The organism is Pseudomonas matsuisoli (assembly GCF_014647635.1).
In the GTDB taxonomy this organism is placed as follows: Bacteria; Pseudomonadota; Gammaproteobacteria; order Pseudomonadales; family Pseudomonadaceae; genus Pseudomonas_P; species Pseudomonas_P matsuisoli.
Map to the genome: position 1 here is coordinate 58,644 of NZ_BMPO01000001.1, position 19,182 is coordinate 77,825.

General features: G+C 59.6%; 17 protein-coding genes and 1 pseudogene. 7 read left to right on the forward strand and 11 right to left on the reverse strand.

The window, feature by feature from the left end; translation table 11 throughout:
- The first annotated feature begins 153 nt into the window (after positions 1–153).
- Complete coding sequence (locus IEY47_RS00255) at positions 154–834, forward strand: DUF4197 domain-containing protein (RefSeq protein ID WP_188981147.1); 681 nt, start codon at positions 154–156, stop codon at positions 832–834.
- 90 nt (positions 835–924) lie between these two features.
- On the opposite strand, the gene IEY47_RS00260 is transcribed toward IEY47_RS00255, so the two are convergent.
- The 3 genes from IEY47_RS00260 to IEY47_RS00270 form a co-directional block, all read right to left on the reverse strand.
- Entirely contained in the window at positions 925–1,359 is a 435-nt protein-coding gene (locus IEY47_RS00260; RefSeq protein ID WP_188981148.1) for an HIT family protein, read from the reverse strand.
- 233 nt (positions 1,360–1,592) lie between these two features.
- A complete protein-coding gene (locus IEY47_RS00265) occupies positions 1,593–2,306 on the reverse strand; it encodes a CatB-related O-acetyltransferase (protein WP_188981149.1) in 714 nt (237 codons plus the stop codon).
- A gap of 417 nt (positions 2,307–2,723) precedes the next feature.
- Entirely contained in the window at positions 2,724–2,954 is a 231-nt protein-coding gene (locus tag IEY47_RS00270; RefSeq protein ID WP_188981150.1) for a hypothetical protein, read from the reverse strand.
- Between the two features lie 212 nt (positions 2,955–3,166).
- On the opposite strand from IEY47_RS00270, the gene IEY47_RS00275 reads away from it, so the two are divergent.
- On the forward strand, positions 3,167–3,481 hold the full coding sequence (locus tag IEY47_RS00275) for a hypothetical protein (protein WP_188981151.1): 315 nt from the start codon (positions 3,167–3,169) through the stop codon (positions 3,479–3,481).
- Between the two features lie 175 nt (positions 3,482–3,656).
- Positions 3,657–3,788, forward strand: a complete 132-nt coding sequence (locus IEY47_RS20575; protein WP_268240404.1) for a hypothetical protein — start codon at positions 3,657–3,659, stop codon at positions 3,786–3,788.
- 6 nt (positions 3,789–3,794) lie between these two features.
- On the opposite strand, the gene IEY47_RS00280 is transcribed toward IEY47_RS20575, so the two are convergent.
- Positions 3,795–4,268 carry a GreA/GreB family elongation factor gene (locus IEY47_RS00280; protein WP_188981152.1) on the reverse strand — a complete coding sequence of 158 codons (474 nt, stop codon included), beginning with the start codon at positions 4,266–4,268 and terminating at the stop codon, positions 3,795–3,797.
- A 236-nt stretch (positions 4,269–4,504) separates the two neighbouring features.
- On the opposite strand from IEY47_RS00280, the gene IEY47_RS00285 reads away from it, so the two are divergent.
- Positions 4,505–5,017, forward strand: a complete 513-nt coding sequence (locus IEY47_RS00285) for a C40 family peptidase (protein ID WP_229779108.1) — start codon at positions 4,505–4,507, stop codon at positions 5,015–5,017.
- Between the two features lie 60 nt (positions 5,018–5,077).
- Here IEY47_RS00285 and IEY47_RS00290 read toward each other — a convergent pair whose 3' ends face one another.
- The 6 genes and pseudogenes from IEY47_RS00290 to IEY47_RS00315 form a co-directional block, all read right to left on the reverse strand.
- Positions 5,078–6,910: an ABC transporter ATP-binding protein gene (locus tag IEY47_RS00290; RefSeq protein ID WP_188981153.1), complete on the reverse strand. Its 1,833-nt coding sequence runs from the start codon at positions 6,908–6,910 to the stop codon at positions 5,078–5,080.
- Between the two features lie 159 nt (positions 6,911–7,069).
- Positions 7,070–7,624, reverse strand: coding sequence for a peptidylprolyl isomerase (locus tag IEY47_RS00295; RefSeq protein ID WP_188981154.1), 555 nt, complete (start codon positions 7,622–7,624; stop codon positions 7,070–7,072).
- 42 nt (positions 7,625–7,666) lie between these two features.
- Complete coding sequence (locus tag IEY47_RS00300) at positions 7,667–8,584, reverse strand: LysR family transcriptional regulator (RefSeq protein WP_188981155.1); 918 nt, start codon at positions 8,582–8,584, stop codon at positions 7,667–7,669.
- A 116-nt stretch (positions 8,585–8,700) separates the two neighbouring features.
- The gene (locus IEY47_RS00305; protein ID WP_188981156.1) at positions 8,701–10,197 is read right to left on the reverse strand and encodes an MFS transporter; all 1,497 of its coding nucleotides are present in this window, start codon (positions 10,195–10,197) and stop codon (positions 8,701–8,703) included.
- A gap of 96 nt (positions 10,198–10,293) precedes the next feature.
- Positions 10,294–11,415: a GNAT family N-acetyltransferase gene (locus IEY47_RS00310; protein WP_188981157.1), complete on the reverse strand. Its 1,122-nt coding sequence runs from the start codon at positions 11,413–11,415 to the stop codon at positions 10,294–10,296.
- A 298-nt stretch (positions 11,416–11,713) separates the two neighbouring features.
- Positions 11,714–13,018 (reverse strand): annotated as a pseudogene (locus IEY47_RS00315) (MFS transporter); the annotation flags it as partial.
- Positions 13,019–13,258: 240 nt separating this feature from the next.
- On the opposite strand from IEY47_RS00315, the gene IEY47_RS00320 reads away from it, so the two are divergent.
- Together IEY47_RS00320 and IEY47_RS00325 are read left to right on the forward strand one after the other, a co-directional pair.
- Positions 13,259–13,972: an AzlC family ABC transporter permease gene (locus IEY47_RS00320; protein WP_188981158.1), complete on the forward strand. Its 714-nt coding sequence runs from the start codon at positions 13,259–13,261 to the stop codon at positions 13,970–13,972.
- Positions 13,969–14,298, forward strand: a complete 330-nt coding sequence (locus IEY47_RS00325; RefSeq protein WP_188981159.1) for an AzlD domain-containing protein — start codon at positions 13,969–13,971, stop codon at positions 14,296–14,298. The genes IEY47_RS00320 and IEY47_RS00325 overlap by 4 nt, the downstream gene beginning before the upstream one ends.
- A 35-nt stretch (positions 14,299–14,333) precedes the next feature.
- Here IEY47_RS00325 and IEY47_RS00330 read toward each other — a convergent pair whose 3' ends face one another.
- Positions 14,334–14,903: a GNAT family N-acetyltransferase gene (locus tag IEY47_RS00330; protein WP_188981160.1), complete on the reverse strand. Its 570-nt coding sequence runs from the start codon at positions 14,901–14,903 to the stop codon at positions 14,334–14,336.
- Between the two features lie 388 nt (positions 14,904–15,291).
- On the opposite strand from IEY47_RS00330, the gene IEY47_RS00335 reads away from it, so the two are divergent.
- The gene (locus IEY47_RS00335) at positions 15,292–18,765 is read left to right on the forward strand and encodes a hybrid sensor histidine kinase/response regulator (RefSeq protein WP_188981161.1); all 3,474 of its coding nucleotides are present in this window, start codon (positions 15,292–15,294) and stop codon (positions 18,763–18,765) included.
- Positions 18,766–19,182: the final 417 nt, after the last annotated feature.

Sequence of the window (19,182 nt, forward strand, 5' to 3'; positions counted from 1 at the left end):
GCGGTAGGTATGTGACCGTGCATCACAAGTGAAGTGCGACCGGTGGTTGGGCACACTACGCTTTTGCGCCATCATTCGCCCATGCAGCCGTTGGCTGTGAAAGCATCCGGCCCGCGGCAAGGCCGGACCCGACCATCTCTAGAAGGCTCCCTCATGCACCGACTTCTCCTAGGTCTATGCGCCACGCTCTTCTGCGTCAGCGCTTCTGCCCTATCGCTTTCCGACGTGTCCCAACGCGACGCCTCGACCGGCCTCAAGGACGCCTTGTCACAAGGCGCCCAGATTGCCGTTAAGCAGCTCGGCAGCCCCGGCGGCTTCAATGACAATCCTGACGTTCGTATCGAGCTGCCGGGCAAACTCGGTAAAGCCGCCAAGACCCTGAAGATGCTTGGGCTGGGGACTCAAGTGGACGCGGTGGAAAACAGCTTGAACGCGGCGGCTGAGGCCGCGGTTCCACAAGTGCAAGCGATCCTGCTGGATTCCGTGAAGAAGATGACGATCTCGGACGCCAAAGCGATCCTGGCCGGCGGTCAGGACTCAGCGACCCGTTACCTGGACAGCAGTAGCCGTGAACAGATCCGCGCGCGCTTCCTGCCTATCGTCAAGCAGACCACCGACAAAATTGGACTTGCCCAGCAATACAACGCGCTTGCGGGACGGGCCGCATCAATCGGTGCAGCCGATGCTAATAGCGTTAGCGTGGAGAACTACGTCACTGAGCAGGCGCTCAACGGGCTGTTCGACATGATTGCGCAACAAGAAGCGAATATCCGCGAAAATCCTGCGGGCGCGGCGACCGCTATCGCGCGAAAGATCTTCGGCGCCGTTCAATAAACGTCGATGCTGGCCGCGCGGTGCCCTGTACAAACGACCGCGTTAGCCAGCAGAGCGCCGGCTTAAAACCCGATTGCCGCGCTCGATCGCTCAGCCGATCCGCTTGACCAGGCGCTCCTGCAAAGCAGCAAGCTCCGCGGGATCGCCCTTGCCACTTGCATGAGCGCCTATGCCTTGGCTCTCCCAGCGCGGCACGATGTGCATGTGGATGTGGAACACCGTCTGCCCGCCCGCTGTGCCGTTGAACTGCATGACTTGCACGCCGTCCGGCTTTAGTTCATCGACGATGATCCCCGTAAGCCGTTGCACGGTCGCCATCATCTTCGCCAGGGTGTCGCCATCCACTTCCAGCAAGTTGCGCGCCTTCGCGTTCTTGGGAATGACCAGCGTATGCCCGTACGCCTGTGGGAACAGATCAAGAAACGCCAGAACGTCGTCGTCTTCGTAGATCTTGTAGCAAGGCGCATCGCCCCGAATGATCGCGGCAAAGATGTTCTGCGAATCGTATTCGCCGAAAAGGCTCATGGTGTTTTCCTTGTATGGTCGATCGCTAACCGAGCGGCTTCAAAACCTCGACGGGGATGATGCCAGCCCGCCGTTTGCATCGAAAGCGGCCAACCTGCCGATGGAGAGTACGTTGGGTCGAAAAGGGCTTCCACCCTTCACCTCGACACGACTCGAGTCGTGCACTCTCGAGGTAAACGGAAAATTACGCTATTGAACGGTTGATCCACGCTACTGACGGGAACGGTTGCGCCTCAGTACCCGGAAACAGCTGGTACGGGTGCACTGGCGTGAGGGTTGCTCTCGCGTGCAGGTGCGCCGAGCTTTTTCTCAAGCCCATCGATATTGCCGTTGCGCACGAGTGCCGCGCACTCCCTGAGCTGCTCGACCGGCGCATTCCACCACTGCAGCTGCTCCAAGCGCTCTATGTCGGCTTCAGCGAAGCGGTGCTTCAATACTTTCGCCGGTACACCGCCGACGATTGCATAAGCAGGGACGTCTTTGGTGACGATTGCGCCGGCCGCAACGATGGCACCGTTGCCAATCGTCACGCCGTCAAGCACGACGACATTCGCGCCGATCCAGACATCGTTGCCGATGGCCGTGCGTTTATATTCGTTAAAGTGGTCACGGTCAGCGAAAGACTCACCGCATTGTTCCAGCGTGGAATAGAAAACCGGATGAGTGCTGAGCATGCTAATCGGATGATCGCCCATCCCGCCCAGCCGAGTGCCGGGGCCGATGCTGCAAAAAGCACCAACGGTGATATTGGACGCTTTGGTACCTGCGAAGTAGGTGAAGCGACCGACACTCGCATTAGTCAGTTTGGTCCCCCCCCACAGCCGAACGTTCTCGCCGAACGTGACGTCAGGGGACGCATAGCTACTCAAGCTGGAACGGAACCCCGGCGTCTGCCGAGCCCGCTTTTTCAGTGACAAGACCCATTTGATGCGATCGATCAATTCCATACTTACGTTCCTACTCAGGATGGAGGTGTGACCGAGCATACGCACGCAACTACAAATCCCTTGGTGCTGGCTGTTCACTAGCACCGTCGATCAAGCTTGCAAACACTCGCTTTTCATAATGCCAGCGAACGCGGCACTCGATAAAGTCGGTTGCACGCCTGCCGCAACGGCCCCCTATAGAACGCCTCGCCCTCGTTTGGTTCGATCACCGAATGCGTGCTGACACAAACCTCAACCGTGACAGGCGTCCCACGGGCTACACTCCACGATCAGAAATGGTGACTTTGCCACATTTCCATTTCACTTTTAGGCAGCCAGCGCTACTTCCCTTGTTGTGGAATCGCTCACTCCAGCGAGGCTGCATTACCGCTGTCTAAAAAACAAAGACCTCAACAGCGAGAACACCGACATCCAGCCCTACCGATTCAGCTTGCGCTCAGCGGCAGCTGCCTTTTCGTTGATGGCTTCAACATCCTGCTCTTTCTTTCGGTTCGACGAAGGGGTAATCGTGCTATCTATCCCATCAGGCTTTCCATCGTCCTGCTTCTCGAAATCCCTTCGAACGACATCGACTGGGCGGCCAGCCTCGTCGCGAGTCGATGCATAAGATTCCGAAGCATTGCCGTTTTTATCGCGGGCATCAGTCATAGCGTTCTCCTTCAGTGTGATGTTTCGAACGCTTTGCGCGCGACGGAGTTCGACACGGCGTTTGGATGGCACTGTCGCAAGCCATGAACCTCCAAACATGATGCGCTGCGGATCACACGATTCGACAAAGCGATTGCCGCTTGTCGTACAACGCCTGAACTAACGGCTCCATACAGGTTCCGAAACTTCAGTTTCATGACACGAATCAAGTTATGCGTACAACGCTCATCAATTTCGCTAAAGCACTGGAAGGCCATTACCAGGTCATGACCGAGGAAATGCCTGATGGCATTGCTGTGGTCATTCGGTCCTTGGATGGAAGATGGGTGACCGAGCGTCGCTTCACGCGTCGCCAGACAGCCAATAAAGAACTGTTGGATATCATCCTTTCCGACGTCAGGAACCAGTTGCTTCACAGCGACCAGCCCCACGCAATGCTGGGCACGTCGCCCTCGCCGATTTCCGCGGCGATGGCTACGATCGACGAGTCCACAGCGGTGGCGACTGCGTTTCCTTTGATTCGCTGAGTAAATCTGCTTCGCCTGAATAGCGTAAGCCAGGTCCATGACTCAGCACGTCTGGCGCCCTCGTCTTAGTCACCCGCCGTCAGCCACCATGCCATCAGGCGCCACCGGCCATTGCCATCGAACGTTAGCCTCCCACATGCCCTCCAATGTTTACCTAGAGCCACTTGAGAGCACCATGCAGCCTATGAATCAAACCCCCGATACGTCAAAGGACGAAGAGCCTGACGTCACCATGACCGATGCACGCGAGAGCGAGACCGACCTCGACCCGGACGATGAATTGGATACTTCGCGGGATGATCGCTGATCATCATCAAGCGATATGAACGATGCTGTATCGGTGCCGACGTCCACCCACATTCACATCGACCTCGTCATCCAACGCCATGCCGAGTATCGCTGCTCCCAACGGAGAACGCGGCGAGATGACGAGAACCTCTGCACCATGCAATGTCACCTTGAGCCCTGCGCCGTCCGGCCCTAGAAAAACCCATCGTTCGGCGCCTTCGCTCTCCAGAAGAACCAGCGCACCTACCCTCACTACGGCGTACTGCGATCCCGCCTGCAGGTTGCGGTAGGCCGCCAACGCCGTCTCGATTTCGGCCAGACGCCGCCGCTGACCATCTGCCAGATAAGCGGCTTCCAATCCGCGGGTGTCGTACTTGTTCTCGGCCTTGCTCTCTTCATGCGTAGCCGCTTCATGGGCCGCCTTCAGCGAAGCGTGCGCCACCGCTCGATCGTGCTCCAGCTGCTCGACGATGAGCGCTACGACGCGTTGAGTCTCCATTTCCTCTTCCTTACAACTGTCGCCTCGTTTCATAGCCTACGCATCACGCCGATTGGCAGGACGTGCACGCCCAAGCGACCTTCCGTCATAAATTCGACAAACATGCGGAACAAAATGGACAATCCCCTGGTCCGCTAGCGGGACGTGCGGAGCACTCGTTTCTTCAATCTCTAAGTTTCCAAGGCGCCACTAACGGAGAAGGTGGGCCCGGTTCATATTTTCAGGTTATTCAATAAGTGAAAAAACTTCTCGCCTCTTTTCTTTTGGGCGGGTCGCTGCTTTTAGGCGTCAATGTTGATGCCGCAGCGTCCTATCGGATTTACCTTCAGAAAGACATCACCCCGTCCACGACACAGGCCGTCGTCGATCGCGCGATGAGCGCCCTGGGCACACCCTACCGTTGGGGCGGCAGCACCTTGGGAAAGGGTTTTGATTGCAGTGGGCTCGTCAAATATGCATTTGGCGATGTCGACGATCTCGACCTGCCACGCACGTCGCGTGAATTGTCCCGCTTCGATGGCCCCAAAGTCTCGCGGAGCAAGCTGAAACCTGGAGATCTACTGTTCTTTAAGATTCGCGGTCGCTCGGTCGATCATGTTGCCATCTATGTCGGTGAGGGACGCTTCATCCACGCCCCCCGCCGCGGCGCCAAAGTGCGGATCGATCGCCTCAGCAACCGCTATTGGCAAAAGCACTTCCAGCTGGCCCGCCGTGTCGTTCCGGCAGAGACACAGCTCGCGGCGAAGTAGCGTCTGTAGCTGCTCAGGCTATCGCAGCGGATTGACCTCTCCTGCGATAGCCTGCAGCGTTTAGTCGACGCCGACGAATCCACCCGTTTGATGCGCCCATAGCCGAGCGTACAGGCCGCCCTGTTCGACCAGTTCTGCATGGGTACCTGCCTCGACGATTCGGCCGTGATCCATCACCACCAGGCGATCCATTCGGGCGATCGTAGACAAACGGTGGGCGATCGCGATTACCGTCTTGCGCTCCATGAGCACTTCGAGGCTTTCCTGAATGGCGGCTTCCACTTCCGAATCCAGGGCGGAGGTCGCCTCATCCAGAACCAGGATGGGCGCGTTCTTCAGCAGCACCCGCGCAATCGCGATGCGCTGCCGCTGACCGCCCGACAGCTTCACACCACGCTCCCCCACCTGAGCATCTAAACCGACGCGGCCTTCGCTGTCCCGTAGCTCGGGCACGAAAACGTCGGCTTTCGCCTTGCGCAACACTTCGGCTATCTCGGCTTCGGTGGCATCCGGTCGACCGTACAGCAAATTCTCGCGAATTGACCGATGCAGCAGCGCGGTGTCCTGGGTCACCACGCCGATTTGCTCACGCAGGCTGTCCTGTGTCACCTCCGCGATGTTCTGGCCGTCCACGCGAATGACGCCACCCTGGACGTCATACAAGCGCAGTAGCACGTTCATCAAGGTTGACTTGCCAGCCCCCGAAGGACCAACCAATCCGATCCGTTCACCGGGGCGCACGGTGAGATCGAGGCCATCGAACACCTGCTTGCCTTCGCCATAGGCGAACCGTACGCCGTCGAACTCGACACCGCCTCGGGGTACTTGCAACGCTTGTGCGCCGGGTCGGTCCGTGAGGGTGATGGGCTGCACCGTGGTACGCATGCCGTCTTGCACCGTACCGACATTCTCGAAGATGCCGTTGACCACCCACATGATCCATTCGGACATGTTGTTGATGCGAATTACCAGCCCCGTCGCCAGCGCGATCGCCCCGGCGCTAATGCTGCCCTGGCTCCATAGCCACAGGGCCAGCGCGGTCGTACCGGCGATGAGCACACCGTTCATGCAGGTGATGGTGATATCCATCGAACTGACCAACCGGGACTGCTGGCGAAAGCGATTCACCAGATCCCCCATCGCCTCCCGCGCGTAGCCTTCCTCGTCACGCGAATGGGCAAAAAGTTTCAACGTGAGGATGTTCGTATAGCCATCCACCACCCGCCCCATCACCTTCGAGCGCGCCTCCGACGCCGCCGCTGAGCACGCCCGCACCCGGGGTACGAAAAAGCACAGCACGAAGATATAGCCAACGATCCATCCCAGCAGCGGGATCGCCAGGCGAATGTCCGCCTGAATGAACAGGAACAACGCGCTGCCAGCGTAGATGACCACATGCCAGAGCGCATCGACGACCTGTACCGCGGACTCCCTCAGCGAAGGCCCGGTTTGCATGACGCGCTGCGCGATGCGACCGGAGAAATCGCTCTGGAAGAACGCCAGACTTTGCCGCAAGAGATAGCGATGGTTTTGCCAGCGAATGAGGTTGGTCAGGTTGGGCGCCAGGGCCTGGTGAGTCAGAAGATCATGCAGCCCGAACGTGATCGGACGAATCAGCAAGGCCACGACGGCCATCCAGACCAACTCCCCCGAGTGAACCTCGAAAAAGTCGCTTGCAGGCGTTTCCTGGACGAGATCGATCAGTCGTCCAAGAAAGCTGAACAGCATCACCTCGATAAGCGCGGCGAAGAAGCCCACTACCATCAGCGCCAGCATGACGGGCCAGACTTGCCGTAGATAGTGCACGTAGAAGCCGATGATCCGACGGGGCGGCGGATGCGCGGGGGCTTCCCGGAAGGGGTTTATGAGGGACTCGAACAGGCGAAAAATCATCCGAAATATCCTTTCGTGCGCACCGTCGAAACAAATGCGCGAGTCGATCCGGGCGACGCGGCAGCTGGAGTGCCGCCCCGCTCGAAGCGAATGTTGGGGCTCGTGGAATCGGCGTTATCGGCCTATAGCAGATGAACATCGCGCCCTCAGCGCAACCGCCTACAGGCGCTTAGCGTGCTCAATCACAACGGGCTCGCGTGGGACGTTTTGCATCATGCCGCGGTTGCTGGTGGGCACACCGGAAATGCGATCGACCACCTCCATTCCCTTGGTCACTTTGGCGAAGACCGCATAGCCGAAATCGCGCGCACCGTGATCGAGGAACGCGTTGTCCTTGCTGTTGATGAAGAATTGCGACGTCGCGGAATCCTTCGCCTGCGTGCGCGCCATGGACAAGGTGCCACGCACATTGCGCAGGCCGTTGTCCGCTTCGTTACGGATCGGCGCCCGGGTCTCTTTTTGCTGCATGTCTTTCGTAAACCCGCCACCCTGGACCATGAAGTCAGGAATCACCCGGTGGAAAACGGTCCCGTCGTAGAAGCCGCTGTCGACATAGGCGAGAAAGTTTTGAGTGCTGATCGGCGCTTGATCGGCCAGCAGTTCGATCTCGACGTTACCCTGGTTGGTTTCCAATACGACCCGCGGGTTTTCGGCCGCCATCAAGGCGCTAGAGAGAAAAAGCGTGCAGGCCGTCAGAACGAGTTTCTTGAACATTGGAGCTCCAAAAATGGTGGATTGCGGAAGGTTGAAATAGGATCAGGCCGATACCGCCGCTGCCATCGCTGGCGGTGCGGCATCGAAGCGCTTGATGAGTTCGACGAGAATTTGGGTCGCCGGCCCTAGCGGTTTGTCCTTGTTGGAGTAGAGATAAAAACGTGGATGTCGCCGTCCGCCCTCTTCCATCACGAGCGGCAAAAGCGTTCCCTCGACCAGTTGGCGCTCGATCATGTGAACGGGCAGCCAGGCGAAACCAAGACCGTTACTGACGAACGTGGCCGATGTCGCCAGGCTTCCTACCGTCCAGCGTTGCTCGGCGCCGAGCCAGCCGACATCCATGGGCTGTTTGCGACCTGAATCCCGCACCACGACCTGCATCTGGGTCTGCAAGTCCTGGAAGGTCACCGGCCTGCCCAGTTTGTGCAGCGCATGCTCAGGATGGGCTACGGCAACGAACTCGATATGGCCCATTTCGAACCCCAGGTAACCAGTTATGTTGGTGGCCGTAATGGCTAGATCAGCCGTGCCCTCCCGCAAAACTTCCTCGACCCCCGACAGCACCTCTTCTCGCAGCCTAACGCGACAGCCGCGGCTCTGCGGCATGAAAGCCGACAATGCATGCACGATGCGCGTACTAGGGTAGGCGCCATCGACCACGAGCCGGACCTCGGCTTCCCACCCCTGCTCCATGTGGTGCGCCAAATCTTCGAGCTGGCTGGCTTGATTGACCAAGTGACGCGACCGCCGCAGCAATACGCTACCGGCATCGGTCAGGACCGCTTTACGACCATCGATACGCAGCAGCGGGACACCAAGCTGCTCCTGCATGCGCGCCACGGTATAGCTCACGGACGATTGCGATCGGTGCAGCACCCCTGCCGCCTGGGCGAATCCGCCGTTATCGACGACCGCTTGCAGCGTCCGCCATTGATCGAGTGTCACCCGCGGGGCTTTCATCACCTACTCCCAAGTCCTGCTGCGAATACGTCCGTCATGGTCAGCCAGGCTTTTAAATCGGCTGGCCCGATAGGTTAGCCCGTTAAATTGCCAATCACCATCGACCGTACCGGTCTTTACACCCTGTCGTGTACTGCAACTGCCGACAACGGCGTTGCCACGGATTCCAGCGAACGGCGCTCGGACGCCACGCCCCAGCGTGCCTGCACACAGCCCGCCACGATCATCAGCACCGCACCGATGATGTAGCCGACATACACGCTTCCCCGCTCGGCCGTTTCGATCAGATGGCCGAACAGCAACGGCCCAATGATGCCGCCCAGCCCCGTGCCGAATGCGTAGAACACCGCGATGGCCAGTGCGCGGATTTCCAATGGGAAGGTTTCCGCCACTGTCAGGTAGGCCGAGCTTGCGGCGGCCGATGCGAAGAAGAAAATCACCATCCAGCACAGGGTCTGCTGGGTGGCATCGAGCACCTCCAAATAGAACAGATGCCCACTGCCCAGCAGCAGAACGCCGGACAGGATATAGGTCGAACTGATCATGATTCGCCGTCCGACCACGTCGAACAGGCGCCCTAACAAGATCGGGCCGCAGAAGTTACCAAGCGCGAACGGCAGGATGTACCAACCCACCTCGTGCGAGGGAACGCCATAGAACTCGGCCAGCACCAAGGCGTAGGTGAAGAAGATCGCGTTGTAGAAAAAGGCTTGCGAGGTCAGCAGTGTCAGGCCTACCAGGGAACGCTGCCGGTGCCGTTGCAGAAGCGTATGGACGACTTCACCCAACGGCGTGCTTTGCCGGGCACGCAGGCGTATACGATCCTCGGCACCGACTGGCGCGAGGGTATATCCCTGTTTTGTGAACCGTGCCTCGATGTCTTCGACGATACGTTCGGCCGCTTCCGGCTGGTTGTGGATCAGCAACCAGCGCGGGCTTTCTGGAATCCACAGGCGCATCAGAACGACGACGATGCCAAGCGCACCCCCGATGCCGAAGCAGAGCCGCCAACCCAGCTCCTGGGACAGGAACTGCGGGTCGAGTAGAAACACCGCGCCTAAAGCACCCAACGCTGCACCGACCCAGAAGGTGCCATTCACGGCCAAATCCACCCAGCCACGGAAGCGAGCCGGCGTGAATTCCTGAATGGTTGAATTGATCGCGGAATACTCACCCCCAATGCCGGCCCCGGTGAGAAAGCGAAATAAAAGGAAGCTCCACAAGCTCCAGGAAAACGCGGTGGCGATAGTGGCCGAGACGTAAACGGCAAGCGTGATGAAAAACAGCTTGCGGCGCCCTAACCGATCGGCGAGCCAGCCGAAGTACAGGGCGCCGAGCACCGCACCGGCGATGTAAGCGCCGCCCGCAAGCCCGATATCGGTATTGCTCAACCGCAATACCGGACTGTCCCGCAACGCGCCGGCGACCGAGCCGGCGAGGGTCACTTCGAGCCCGTCGAGAAGCCAGGTGATCCCAAGCGCGACGACCAGCAGCGTGTGAAACCGGCCCCAAGGCAAACGGTCGAGCCGAGCCGGCAAATCCGTTTCGTACACCCGTCCACTAGACCCGGCCGGCAGGGCGACGGTATGCGGATGGTCGTGCGGTGGGGCCATGTCCGCGTTCTCACGTTTGTCCAAGGTCGACAACGTTGAGAACGAAGCTCCGTGGCCAGAGTTCAGAGTCCCCTATCGCCGGCGCGCCGCCAGCACTCAGGAACCGGTACGAAAGGGCAAAGCCTCCGCCGCCTGCTCCGCATAGGCATGTACGCCCACGCGTTCCTGTTCCAGGAAATCGGCCACGGCGTCGCGTAGGCCTGGGTGAACGAGGTAATGCCAGGAGCGTGTCAGTACCGGCTCGAAGCCCCGAATGAGCTTGTGCTCGCCTTGCGCGCCCGCATCGAAGTGGGCGTAGCCGTTGGCGATGGCGTAGTCCATCCCCTGGTAGAAGCACGTCTCGAAATGCAGCCGATCGTACTCGGCCAGACACCCCCAATAACGGCCATAGAGGGTCTTGGCGCCACACAGGAAAAACGCCATCGCGACTGGGGTCGTGCCCTGCTTGGCAAGCACCACGCGAATCGCCTCTGGCATGCGCTGCGCTAACAGGCTGAAGAACGCTCGCGTCAGGTACGGACGCTGCCCCCGAACGTGATAGGTCGTCGCGTAGCACGCGTAGACGAAGTCCCACTCGGCTTCGTCAAGCGAGTCGCCTTCACGCCATTCGAATGCGATGCCCTGCTCGGCCACCTGCTCGCGCTCTTTGCGCATCTGCTTGCGTTTGCGCGACGTGAGCGCGTCGAGAAAGTCCCGAAAGTCCCGGTACCCCCGGTTATGCCAATGAAATTGACAGCCCAGCCGTTCGAGCCAGCCCGGCTGGGTTTCCAGCGTGCGATCCGAGTCCGGTTGCGTGAAGTTCACGTGCAAACCGGAGAGCCCCCAAGGCGCCAGCGAGGTGACCACATCGCTCAACAGTGCCGCGACAGCCTCGGGATCACCGAGCAAACGCGGCCCGGATACCGGTGAGAACGGAATGCCTACCAGCAATTTTGGGTAATACGCGATGCCAGCACGGTCGCAGGCATCTGCCCAGGCGTGATCAAACACATATTCGCCGTAGGAATGCTGTTTTAGATAGGCTGGAAAGGCGGCGGTCAACCGTCCCTCGCCATCGAAGTGGACCGCATGCCGGGGCGTCCATCCCGTGCGCGACCCTACGCTTCCACTGTCCTCCAATGCGGACAGGAACGCGTGGCGAAGAAACGGCTGTGAATCCGGCAGCAAAGCATCCCACTGCTGAGGGTCGAGCTTTGCAAGTGATTCGAGCATAGGCATAAGACGGCTCGTCTCGACGATGATGCGGCATGATTGCACGCGCCCCGCCTGGCCTAAAACCCTTCACCCAGACGAATCATGATTCGAGCGCCCATAAAAAACCCCTCCGAGGAGGGGCATAAAGAGGAGCAGCACACATGAGGGATGACAATGACAGTTCCATCGTCTCACCCCGTCACGATCGTCTTGAACCCATCTTGGCTAGCCGAGATGACACGCGTGCGGCCGTTGCATGAACATTCCGAGTCACGCGGCGCGGTTACCCAATCGATTCCGCATCGCTTGGCCGGCGCGCAGCCCACGCACGAAAACGCTGTATGAATTCAGGCACCGCGCAGAACAGGTACGCGTTGAGCGCGATATTCAGCAGCGACGCCGTTAGAAACAGCTCGGGAATCGAGCGATCGAGGACCGAAAGCACCACGATCGAAAACAGCGCGGACACGACCATGAACAAGGCGTTGAGAATATTGTTCGCAGCGATGGTCCGCGCCCTTTGATGGGCGGGCGCACGCGCCTGGACCAGGGCGTACAGCGGCACGATGTAGATGCCACCGAACGTACCGAGGCCGAGAATGCAGATCAACGCGCCCCAGGCCTCCCAAAATGCCAGGAGCCCCCACCAATCGTAGGGCACTTGCGGCACCGCCAGCGCACCGGTCAGCCACCACAGCGCCGCCCCGAAGACGCTCAGCCCAATTGCCCCTAATGGCACGAGCCCCATCTCAACGCGATGGTTCGACAGCTTTTCACAGGCCACTGAGCCAAGCGCGATACCAAGGGAGAACGCGGTTAGGATCAATGTCACCACGCTTTCGTCACCATGCAGGTAGTCCTTGGCATAGGCCGGTATCTGGGTCAGATAGATCGCGCCGAGAAACCAGAACCAAGCATTGCCGATCAATGCGCGTGAAACCGACTTGTGTTGTTCGAACAGGCCAAGGCGCACGATCGAGAGCGTCTGCCGCAGCGGGTTGCGGTCGATGACCATCTCCGGATAAGCCGCAGGTGCAGGCGGAATGGAACGACAGGCCAGATATGCCAGCGCCGCAATCAATAACACAGAGCAGGCGACGACGGTCGCGTAATGCTCGCTGGCCAGCATCACACCTGCTGCGATCGTACCGAACAAGATGGCGAGAAAGGTGCCCATTTCCACCAGGGCATTGCCACCAATGAGCTCATCCGGCGCGAGATGCTGCGGCAGAATCGAGTACTTCACTGGGCCGAACAGCGCAGCCTGGAGCCCCATCAGGAACAGAACGGCCAGCATTAGTGTCAGGTTGCCCATCAACAAACCCGCCGCGCCGACGATCAAGATCACCACTTCGGCGAGCTTCAACGCCCGAATGAGCCGATCTTTCGGATATTTCTCACCCAGCTGCCCACCCAGCGCGGAAAACAGAAAGAATGGCAGGATGAACAGTAGCGCACACAGGTTCACCAATACGCTCTTGTCGCCGGCCACCCCAAGCTTGAACAGGATGGCCAGGATCAGCGCCTGCTTGTAGACATTGTCATTGAACGCTGCCAAGGCCTGTGTGATGAAGAATGGCAGGAAGCGGCGGGTCCGCAGCAGCGCGAATTGCGAGTGACTGGCCATGAGCGTTGAAGGCACTCCAGCGAAGGATGGCAATGATCGGACGATCCAATCGAGGCTGGCCGCGATGAGCGTAGCCTGCATGAACCGCTGGGCAGCATAAGGCCGCGCGACCAGGATGGAAACGACCTCGACCGCACGATACCAAGGGCGGAATAAAAGAAAATGACGAGACGTGAGAGCAACATCGCTCAATGCACCACATAGATCGGATGCTTGCCCTACACATCGAAGGAGACACTCATGCCCCGGTCGAAAGAATTCCTGCATGGCGCGCGCGACACATTGCCATTGATCCTGGGCGCGATACCGTTCGGCATCATCTTTGGCGCGCTGGCGATCGCGGCAGGTTTCAGCACGGGAGAAGTCATGGCTCTGTCGCTTTTGGTGTTCGCAGGCTCTGCGCAATTCATCGCAGTCAGCTTGGTCGCTACAGGGGCTGGGATCGGGGTCATCTTGCTCACGACCTTCGTCGTTAATCTGCGCCACACCTTGTACAGCGCGACGCTGCAACCGTTCATAAGGCACTTGCCGATACGGTGGCGCGCGCCCCTCGCGTTTTGGTTGACGGACGAGACCTTCGCCGTCGTGCAGCAGCGCTACGCCACGGTCGCCGCCTCGCCCCACAAGCACTGGTACTTTCTGGGCTCGTGCCTGTCGATGTACAGCAGCTGGCAGCTGTGTTCATTCGTAGGTGCGGTCTTCGGGCAGGCCGTACCGAACCTCGCCGCCTGGGGACTGGATTTCGCGATGATCGCGACCTTCACCGGGATCGTCGTCCCTATGCTGCGTTCCTACCCGCAGGTCGCTGCGGCAGTCGTCGCAGGTGCAACCGCGATGCTGTGTTACGCCCTACCCTACAAACTGGGTCTCGTCGCTGCCGCATTGGCCGGTATCGTGGTAGGCACTGGATGTGAGCGCCTACGCGCTGCGCAAACGGGGAGCGCGCCCCGATGAATGCCTGGTTGATGATAGGTGGGATGCTCGTGATTACCTTCGCTACACGTTATAGCTTCTTCGCCTGGCCGGAGTTACGCTTTCCCCCGCTGCTGCGGCAAAGCTTGAACTACGTGCCGATCGCCATGCTGGCGGCGATCGTGGTGCCAGGCATGTTCATCCCTGATGGCCAAACGCTGAACGTCTCATGGCGTAATGCCTATCTGTTGGCCGGCCTGTTCACCGTCGCTGTCGCCGCCATTACGCGCCACTTGCTGGCGACAGTCGTTTGCGGCCTGGCGGCGTTCTTCTTGCTCCGATGGATGCTCGGGCAGTTGCCGCTGTAGGCGTCTTCTCAGGATCGAATCCGCACTCGCGTTGATCAGCCGGAAAAGCCGGCTTCCAACCGAGCTTTCACATTAGGCCACTCGCGATCGGTAATGCTGAACAGGACGGTATCGTCAAGGCGCCCGTCGGCAAGGCGACGGTGGTTGCGCAACAAGCCTTCGCGTACCGCACCCAGCTTTTCAATGGCGGCCTGCGCTCGAAGGTTGCTGGCAGCCGTCTTCATTTGCACCCGTACAAACTGCCAATTCTCAAAGGCGTGGCGCAGCATCAGGTATTTAATCGTTGCGTTGAGACCACTGCCGTGTTGCGCGACATCGAGCCAGGTCCAGCCGATTTCCGCTGCTGGCAACGCGTTCATGAAATCACCGAAACGCGTCGTGCCGACCAACGTATCGCCCAGCCGAATGGCGAACGGCACGACGAGATTATCCCGTTGATCGGAAATGGCCTGGCGGTACCAGTCCGGACGCAAAGGCCCGTTGATGTAGCGCAGTTCTTCGCGGTTACGATCAGCCAGGCTGACCAGCTCCGCAACGTCCGTCTCGGCCAGCGGGTCCAGGCGCAGAGCGCCGCGTTGCAGGGTGACGGGCTGTGGTTCGAACATTAGGGCGATCTCTCGAACGAAAGGGACATCCGACGAAGCACGCTAACAGGCGCGAAGATTCGACTCAAGGCAACTTCGCACCGATGAATAACGCGCCCTGGCTGCCACGCTTCCATGGTTGAAAACCAACGGGCGCTCAGCATGGAAACGAATGAAGGGCTACTCGGAAGCTTACCCTTCCAAACCGACATGCGCTGAAGATTTTTCCGCGGGCGCGTCGTTGCCTGACACGACGCAACGACCCTACCCCGCACCTATCGACCGCGCGCCGAGCGCGCCGCGATCGATGGCGCCGGGGCACGTGCATTGCTGATTCGGTCGTGACGCCACGCGCCGCGCCGCATAGACTTCCGACGCAAAGCGTCGCCGGGAAGGCCACGGAGCTTGCATGACCCTATCGATCGGATTGATCACCCTCATTGCCCTGGCCTACATGGCGGTGCTCTTTGCCATCGCCTTCTACGGTGACCGCCGCAAGACCCCGCTTCCAGCCGGCCTGCGCGCCTGGGTGTACAGCCTGTCGCTGGCGGTCTATTGCACGAGTTGGACGTTTTTTGGCTCGGTAGGCCAGGCGGCAGAGCAGCTGTGGTCGTTCCTGCCCATCTACCTCGGTCCCGCGCTGCTGATGCTCAGCATGCCCTGGGTGCTGAAAAAGATGGTGATGATCAGCAAACAGGAAAACATCACATCGATTGCTGACTTCATCGCCGCGCGATACGGCAAATCACAGGCGCTGGCCATCGTCGTTGCGTTGATCTGCGTGGTGGGTGTGTTGCCTTACATCGCCCTGCAGCTCAAGGGCATCGTTCTGGGCGTGAACCTGTTGATTGGTGCCAATGCCGATTCTCCGACCACCCAGGCCCAGGACACCGCCCTCATCATTTCCGTAGTGCTTGCACTCTTCGCAATCCTGTTCGGCACGCGCAGCCTGGACTCCACCGAACACCACCGCGGACTGGTTCTCGCGGTTGCGTTTGAATCGATCATCAAATTGCTGGCGTTCCTCGCGGTGGGTGTCTTTGCTGTCTACACGATGCACGATGGCTTTGGCGACCTGTTGAGCCGGGCCCACGCCGACGCGCGACTCGACGCGTACTGGGCGGAAACGGTCAATTGGCCCTATCTGCTCGTGCAGGTCGGCATGTCGATGATCGCGATCCTTTGCCTGCCTCGGCAGTTTCATGTCGCCGTCGTCGAGAATACCGAAGCGCGCGACGTGGACGTGGCGCGCTGGGTGTTTCCCGCATACCTGTTGCTCGCAGCCTTATTCGTAGTGCCGATTGCCCTGGCCGGCCAGATGCATTTGCCGGCAGGCGTGATCCCGGACTCCTTCGTCATCAGCTTGCCGCTGGCAGAGGGGTATCCGATGCTGGCCTTGCTCGCCTTCATCGGCGGCGCATCGGCAGCCACCGGAATGGTGATCGTCGCCAGCGTGGCACTCTCCACCATATTGACCAACGACCTGCTGTTGCCATGGCTGTTGCGACGGCAAAACGCCGAGCGGCCATTCGTGCTGTTCCGCTTCTGGATACTGACAGCGCGCCGGGTCAGTATCGCCCTCATCGTCCTGCTGGCCTACGTCTGTTACCGGCTGCTGGGCCCTACCGCCAGCCTGGCTACCATTGGCCAAATCGCGTTCGCCGCCATTGGGCAGCTTGCCCCAGCCATGGTCGGCGCGCTGCTGTGGAAACAAGCCAACCGCCGAGGTGTATTCGCGGGACTGGCCGCGGGAGCGACCTGCTGGGGATACGTGTTGGTCCTGCCGCAGCTCTCGCGCGCGTTGAATTGGCCACTGAGCACCTTCCCGGGTCTGGAATGGCTGCTCTACCAACCCATCGGTATCAGCGTGGACCCTATTACCCGGGGGGTCGTAATTTCGCTTTCGGCCAACTTCCTACTGTTCGCGGCGGTATCTCTGCTATCGCGGACACGCGTTTCCGAGCATTGGCAGGCCAGCCGTTTCGTTGGTCAGGAACTCGGCAATCGGCTAGGTCAGCGACCACTGCTCGCTGTGCAGATTGCCGATCTTATCCTGCTCGCCGGACGCTTCGTCGGCGAAGAGCGCGCACGCGCCAGTTTCCATGAGTTCGCCAATGCTCAAGGCACACCGCTGACGCCCTCCCAGGCCGCGAACGGCGACTGGATCGCCCATACCGAACGGTTGCTGGCTGGGGTGCTGGGCGCGTCGTCGACACGGGCGGTGGTCAAGGCCGCCATCGAAGGCCGGGAGATGCAGGTGGAGGACGTCGTACGTATCGCCGACGAGACCTCCGAAGTGCTGCAGTTCAATCGAGCACTGTTGCAGGGCGCAATTGAAAACATCACGCAAGGCATTAGCGTTGCAGACCACGAGCAGCGGCTGGTGGCCTGGAACCAGCAATACCTCAAGCTCTTCGAATACCCGGACGAGTTGATCCAAGTGGGCCGCCCTATCGGCGACATCATTCGCTTCAATGCCGAGCGCGGTCTTTGCGGGCCAGGCGATCCCGCCGAGCACGTGGAGAAACGTCTTTTCTGGATGCGCCAAGGCACCCCGCATACGTCCGAGCGCTTGTTCCCCAACGGCCGAGTCATCGAACTCATCGGCAATCCGATGCCCGGTGGTGGCTTCGTCATGAGCTTCACCGACATCACCGAGTTCCGGGAGGCGGAGAACGCCCTCAAGGCGGCGAACGAAGGCTTGGAACAACGCGTGACCGAACGCACCTGCGAACTCTCGGAGCTGAACGCTGCACTCAGCAAGGCCATGGCTCACGCCGAAGCGGCCAACCAGTCGAAAACGCGATTTCTCGCTGCGGTCAGCCATGACCTCATGCAGCCACTGAACGCTGCGCGTCTGTTCTCCGCGGCACTGGCGCATCAGGAGGCGCTAGGCGCCGATGCCGCCTCGCTGGTTCGCCAGCTCGACAGTGCGCTCCGCTCGTCCGAAGACCTCATCACCGATCTGCTCGATATCTCGCGCCTGGAAAGCGGCCGGCTCAACCCCGAGCGCAGTGTGTTTCCTATCCAGATGCTGTTCGAGACACTGGGCAGTGAATTCACGGCATTGGCGCAAGAACAAGGCGTCACGCTGCGAATCGTATGCAGTGGCGCCTTCGTCGACAGCGATATCAAGATGCTGCGACGGGTCCTGCAAAACTTCCTGACGAACGCCTTTCGGTACGCTAAAGGCACGGTATTGCTCGGCATACGGCGGGACGGAATGCGGCTTCGGGTGGAGGTGTGGGATCGCGGCCCCGGCATTCCCAAGAACAAGCAGCAAGAGATCTTCGAGGAGTTCAAGCGCCTGGATAGCCATCAGACCCGCGCCGAAAAAGGCCTTGGGCTGGGTCTCGCCATTGCCGATGGGCTTTGCCGCGTGCTGGACCATCCCCTTTCAGTCAGGTCGTGGCCTGGGCGAGGTAGCGTGTTTAGCGTTGCCGTGCCGCTGGCCGCGCGTCCCGTCACGGCTGTCACCGCGCCGATTGCCGTGCAGAACGACAGCGCGTTGTCTGGCTTACGCGTCCTCTGCGTCGATAACGAAGAAAGCATCCTTGCCGGTATGCACAGCCTGTTGACGCGTTGGAATTGCACCGTGTCCGTCGCGCGTAACCGCATGGAATGTGGACAGGTGCTGGACGGCGCTCAGCCGCCACAGCTCATCCTCGCCGATTACCATCTCGACAGTGGCGATACCGGAACCGCCGTGGTGGATTGGATCCGCTCAGCAGGATTGCCAGGACTGCCCGCCGTGATCATCAGTGCAGATGGTCATCCGGAACGTATTGCCGAAATTCGCGCGTGCCATTGCGACTATTTACCCAAGCCATTGAAGCCGGCAGCGCTGCGCGCACTTATCAGCCGTCATCTCATGAAAGCCTAAGGGATACTGGCCACTGGAATACGCCGTCTGGTTCAAAAAAATGCTTGCCATGACGGCATGCGCACGATCTAGAAATGGCTCAAAAACAATCCACAAAAGCTGTGGATAACTTCGTGGATAAGATGGTGGAAAGTCTCCGAAACCCTTGTTTCACGGGCACTTCACTTAAATTGACGCTTTTTTCATCACTCCAAAAAATCTATATTTTTCAGCAACTTGCGAAACACACTTCGTCAAACCCAGTGTTTTCGGGCCTCTGTGAATGTCAATACCTTTACTGCTTTGTGAATGTGCACAACTTAAATTAAGTGGGCACACACATGCCCCCAAACGGGGCGAAGCGTCGTAGCCCTTGCCGGGTGCGGGATGCCTGAAAATCAAGTGGAAATATCTCCAGTAGTCAGCCTGCACTAGCCC

Excerpts from the sequence above, each read along its gene's own strand:
- IEY47_RS00335 (WP_188981161.1), top strand. The coding sequence starts at position 15,292 with ATGACCCTATCGATCGGATTGATCACCCTCATTGCCCTGGCCTACATG.
- IEY47_RS00260 (WP_188981148.1), bottom strand. The coding sequence starts at position 1,359 with ATGAGCCTTTTCGGCGAATACGATTCGCAGAACATCTTTGCCGCGATC.
- IEY47_RS20575 (WP_268240404.1), top strand. The coding sequence starts at position 3,657 with ATGCAGCCTATGAATCAAACCCCCGATACGTCAAAGGACGAAGAGCCT.
- IEY47_RS00320 (WP_188981158.1), top strand. The coding sequence starts at position 13,259 with ATGCCCCGGTCGAAAGAATTCCTGCATGGCGCGCGCGACACATTGCCA.
- IEY47_RS00265 (WP_188981149.1), bottom strand. The coding sequence starts at position 2,306 with ATGGAATTGATCGATCGCATCAAATGGGTCTTGTCACTGAAAAAGCGG.
- IEY47_RS00325 (WP_188981159.1), top strand. The coding sequence starts at position 13,969 with ATGAATGCCTGGTTGATGATAGGTGGGATGCTCGTGATTACCTTCGCT.
- IEY47_RS00300 (WP_188981155.1), bottom strand. The coding sequence starts at position 8,584 with ATGAAAGCCCCGCGGGTGACACTCGATCAATGGCGGACGCTGCAAGCG.
- IEY47_RS00255 (WP_188981147.1), top strand. The coding sequence starts at position 154 with ATGCACCGACTTCTCCTAGGTCTATGCGCCACGCTCTTCTGCGTCAGC.
- IEY47_RS00290 (WP_188981153.1), bottom strand. The coding sequence starts at position 6,910 with ATGATTTTTCGCCTGTTCGAGTCCCTCATAAACCCCTTCCGGGAAGCC.
- IEY47_RS00270 (WP_188981150.1), bottom strand. The coding sequence starts at position 2,954 with ATGACTGATGCCCGCGATAAAAACGGCAATGCTTCGGAATCTTATGCA.
- IEY47_RS00295 (WP_188981154.1), bottom strand. The coding sequence starts at position 7,624 with ATGTTCAAGAAACTCGTTCTGACGGCCTGCACGCTTTTTCTCTCTAGC.
- IEY47_RS00280 (WP_188981152.1), bottom strand. The coding sequence starts at position 4,268 with ATGGAGACTCAACGCGTCGTAGCGCTCATCGTCGAGCAGCTGGAGCAC.
- IEY47_RS00275 (WP_188981151.1), top strand. The coding sequence starts at position 3,167 with ATGCGTACAACGCTCATCAATTTCGCTAAAGCACTGGAAGGCCATTAC.
- IEY47_RS00310 (WP_188981157.1), bottom strand. The coding sequence starts at position 11,415 with ATGCCTATGCTCGAATCACTTGCAAAGCTCGACCCTCAGCAGTGGGAT.
- IEY47_RS00305 (WP_188981156.1), bottom strand. The coding sequence starts at position 10,197 with ATGGCCCCACCGCACGACCATCCGCATACCGTCGCCCTGCCGGCCGGG.
- IEY47_RS00330 (WP_188981160.1), bottom strand. The coding sequence starts at position 14,903 with ATGTTCGAACCACAGCCCGTCACCCTGCAACGCGGCGCTCTGCGCCTG.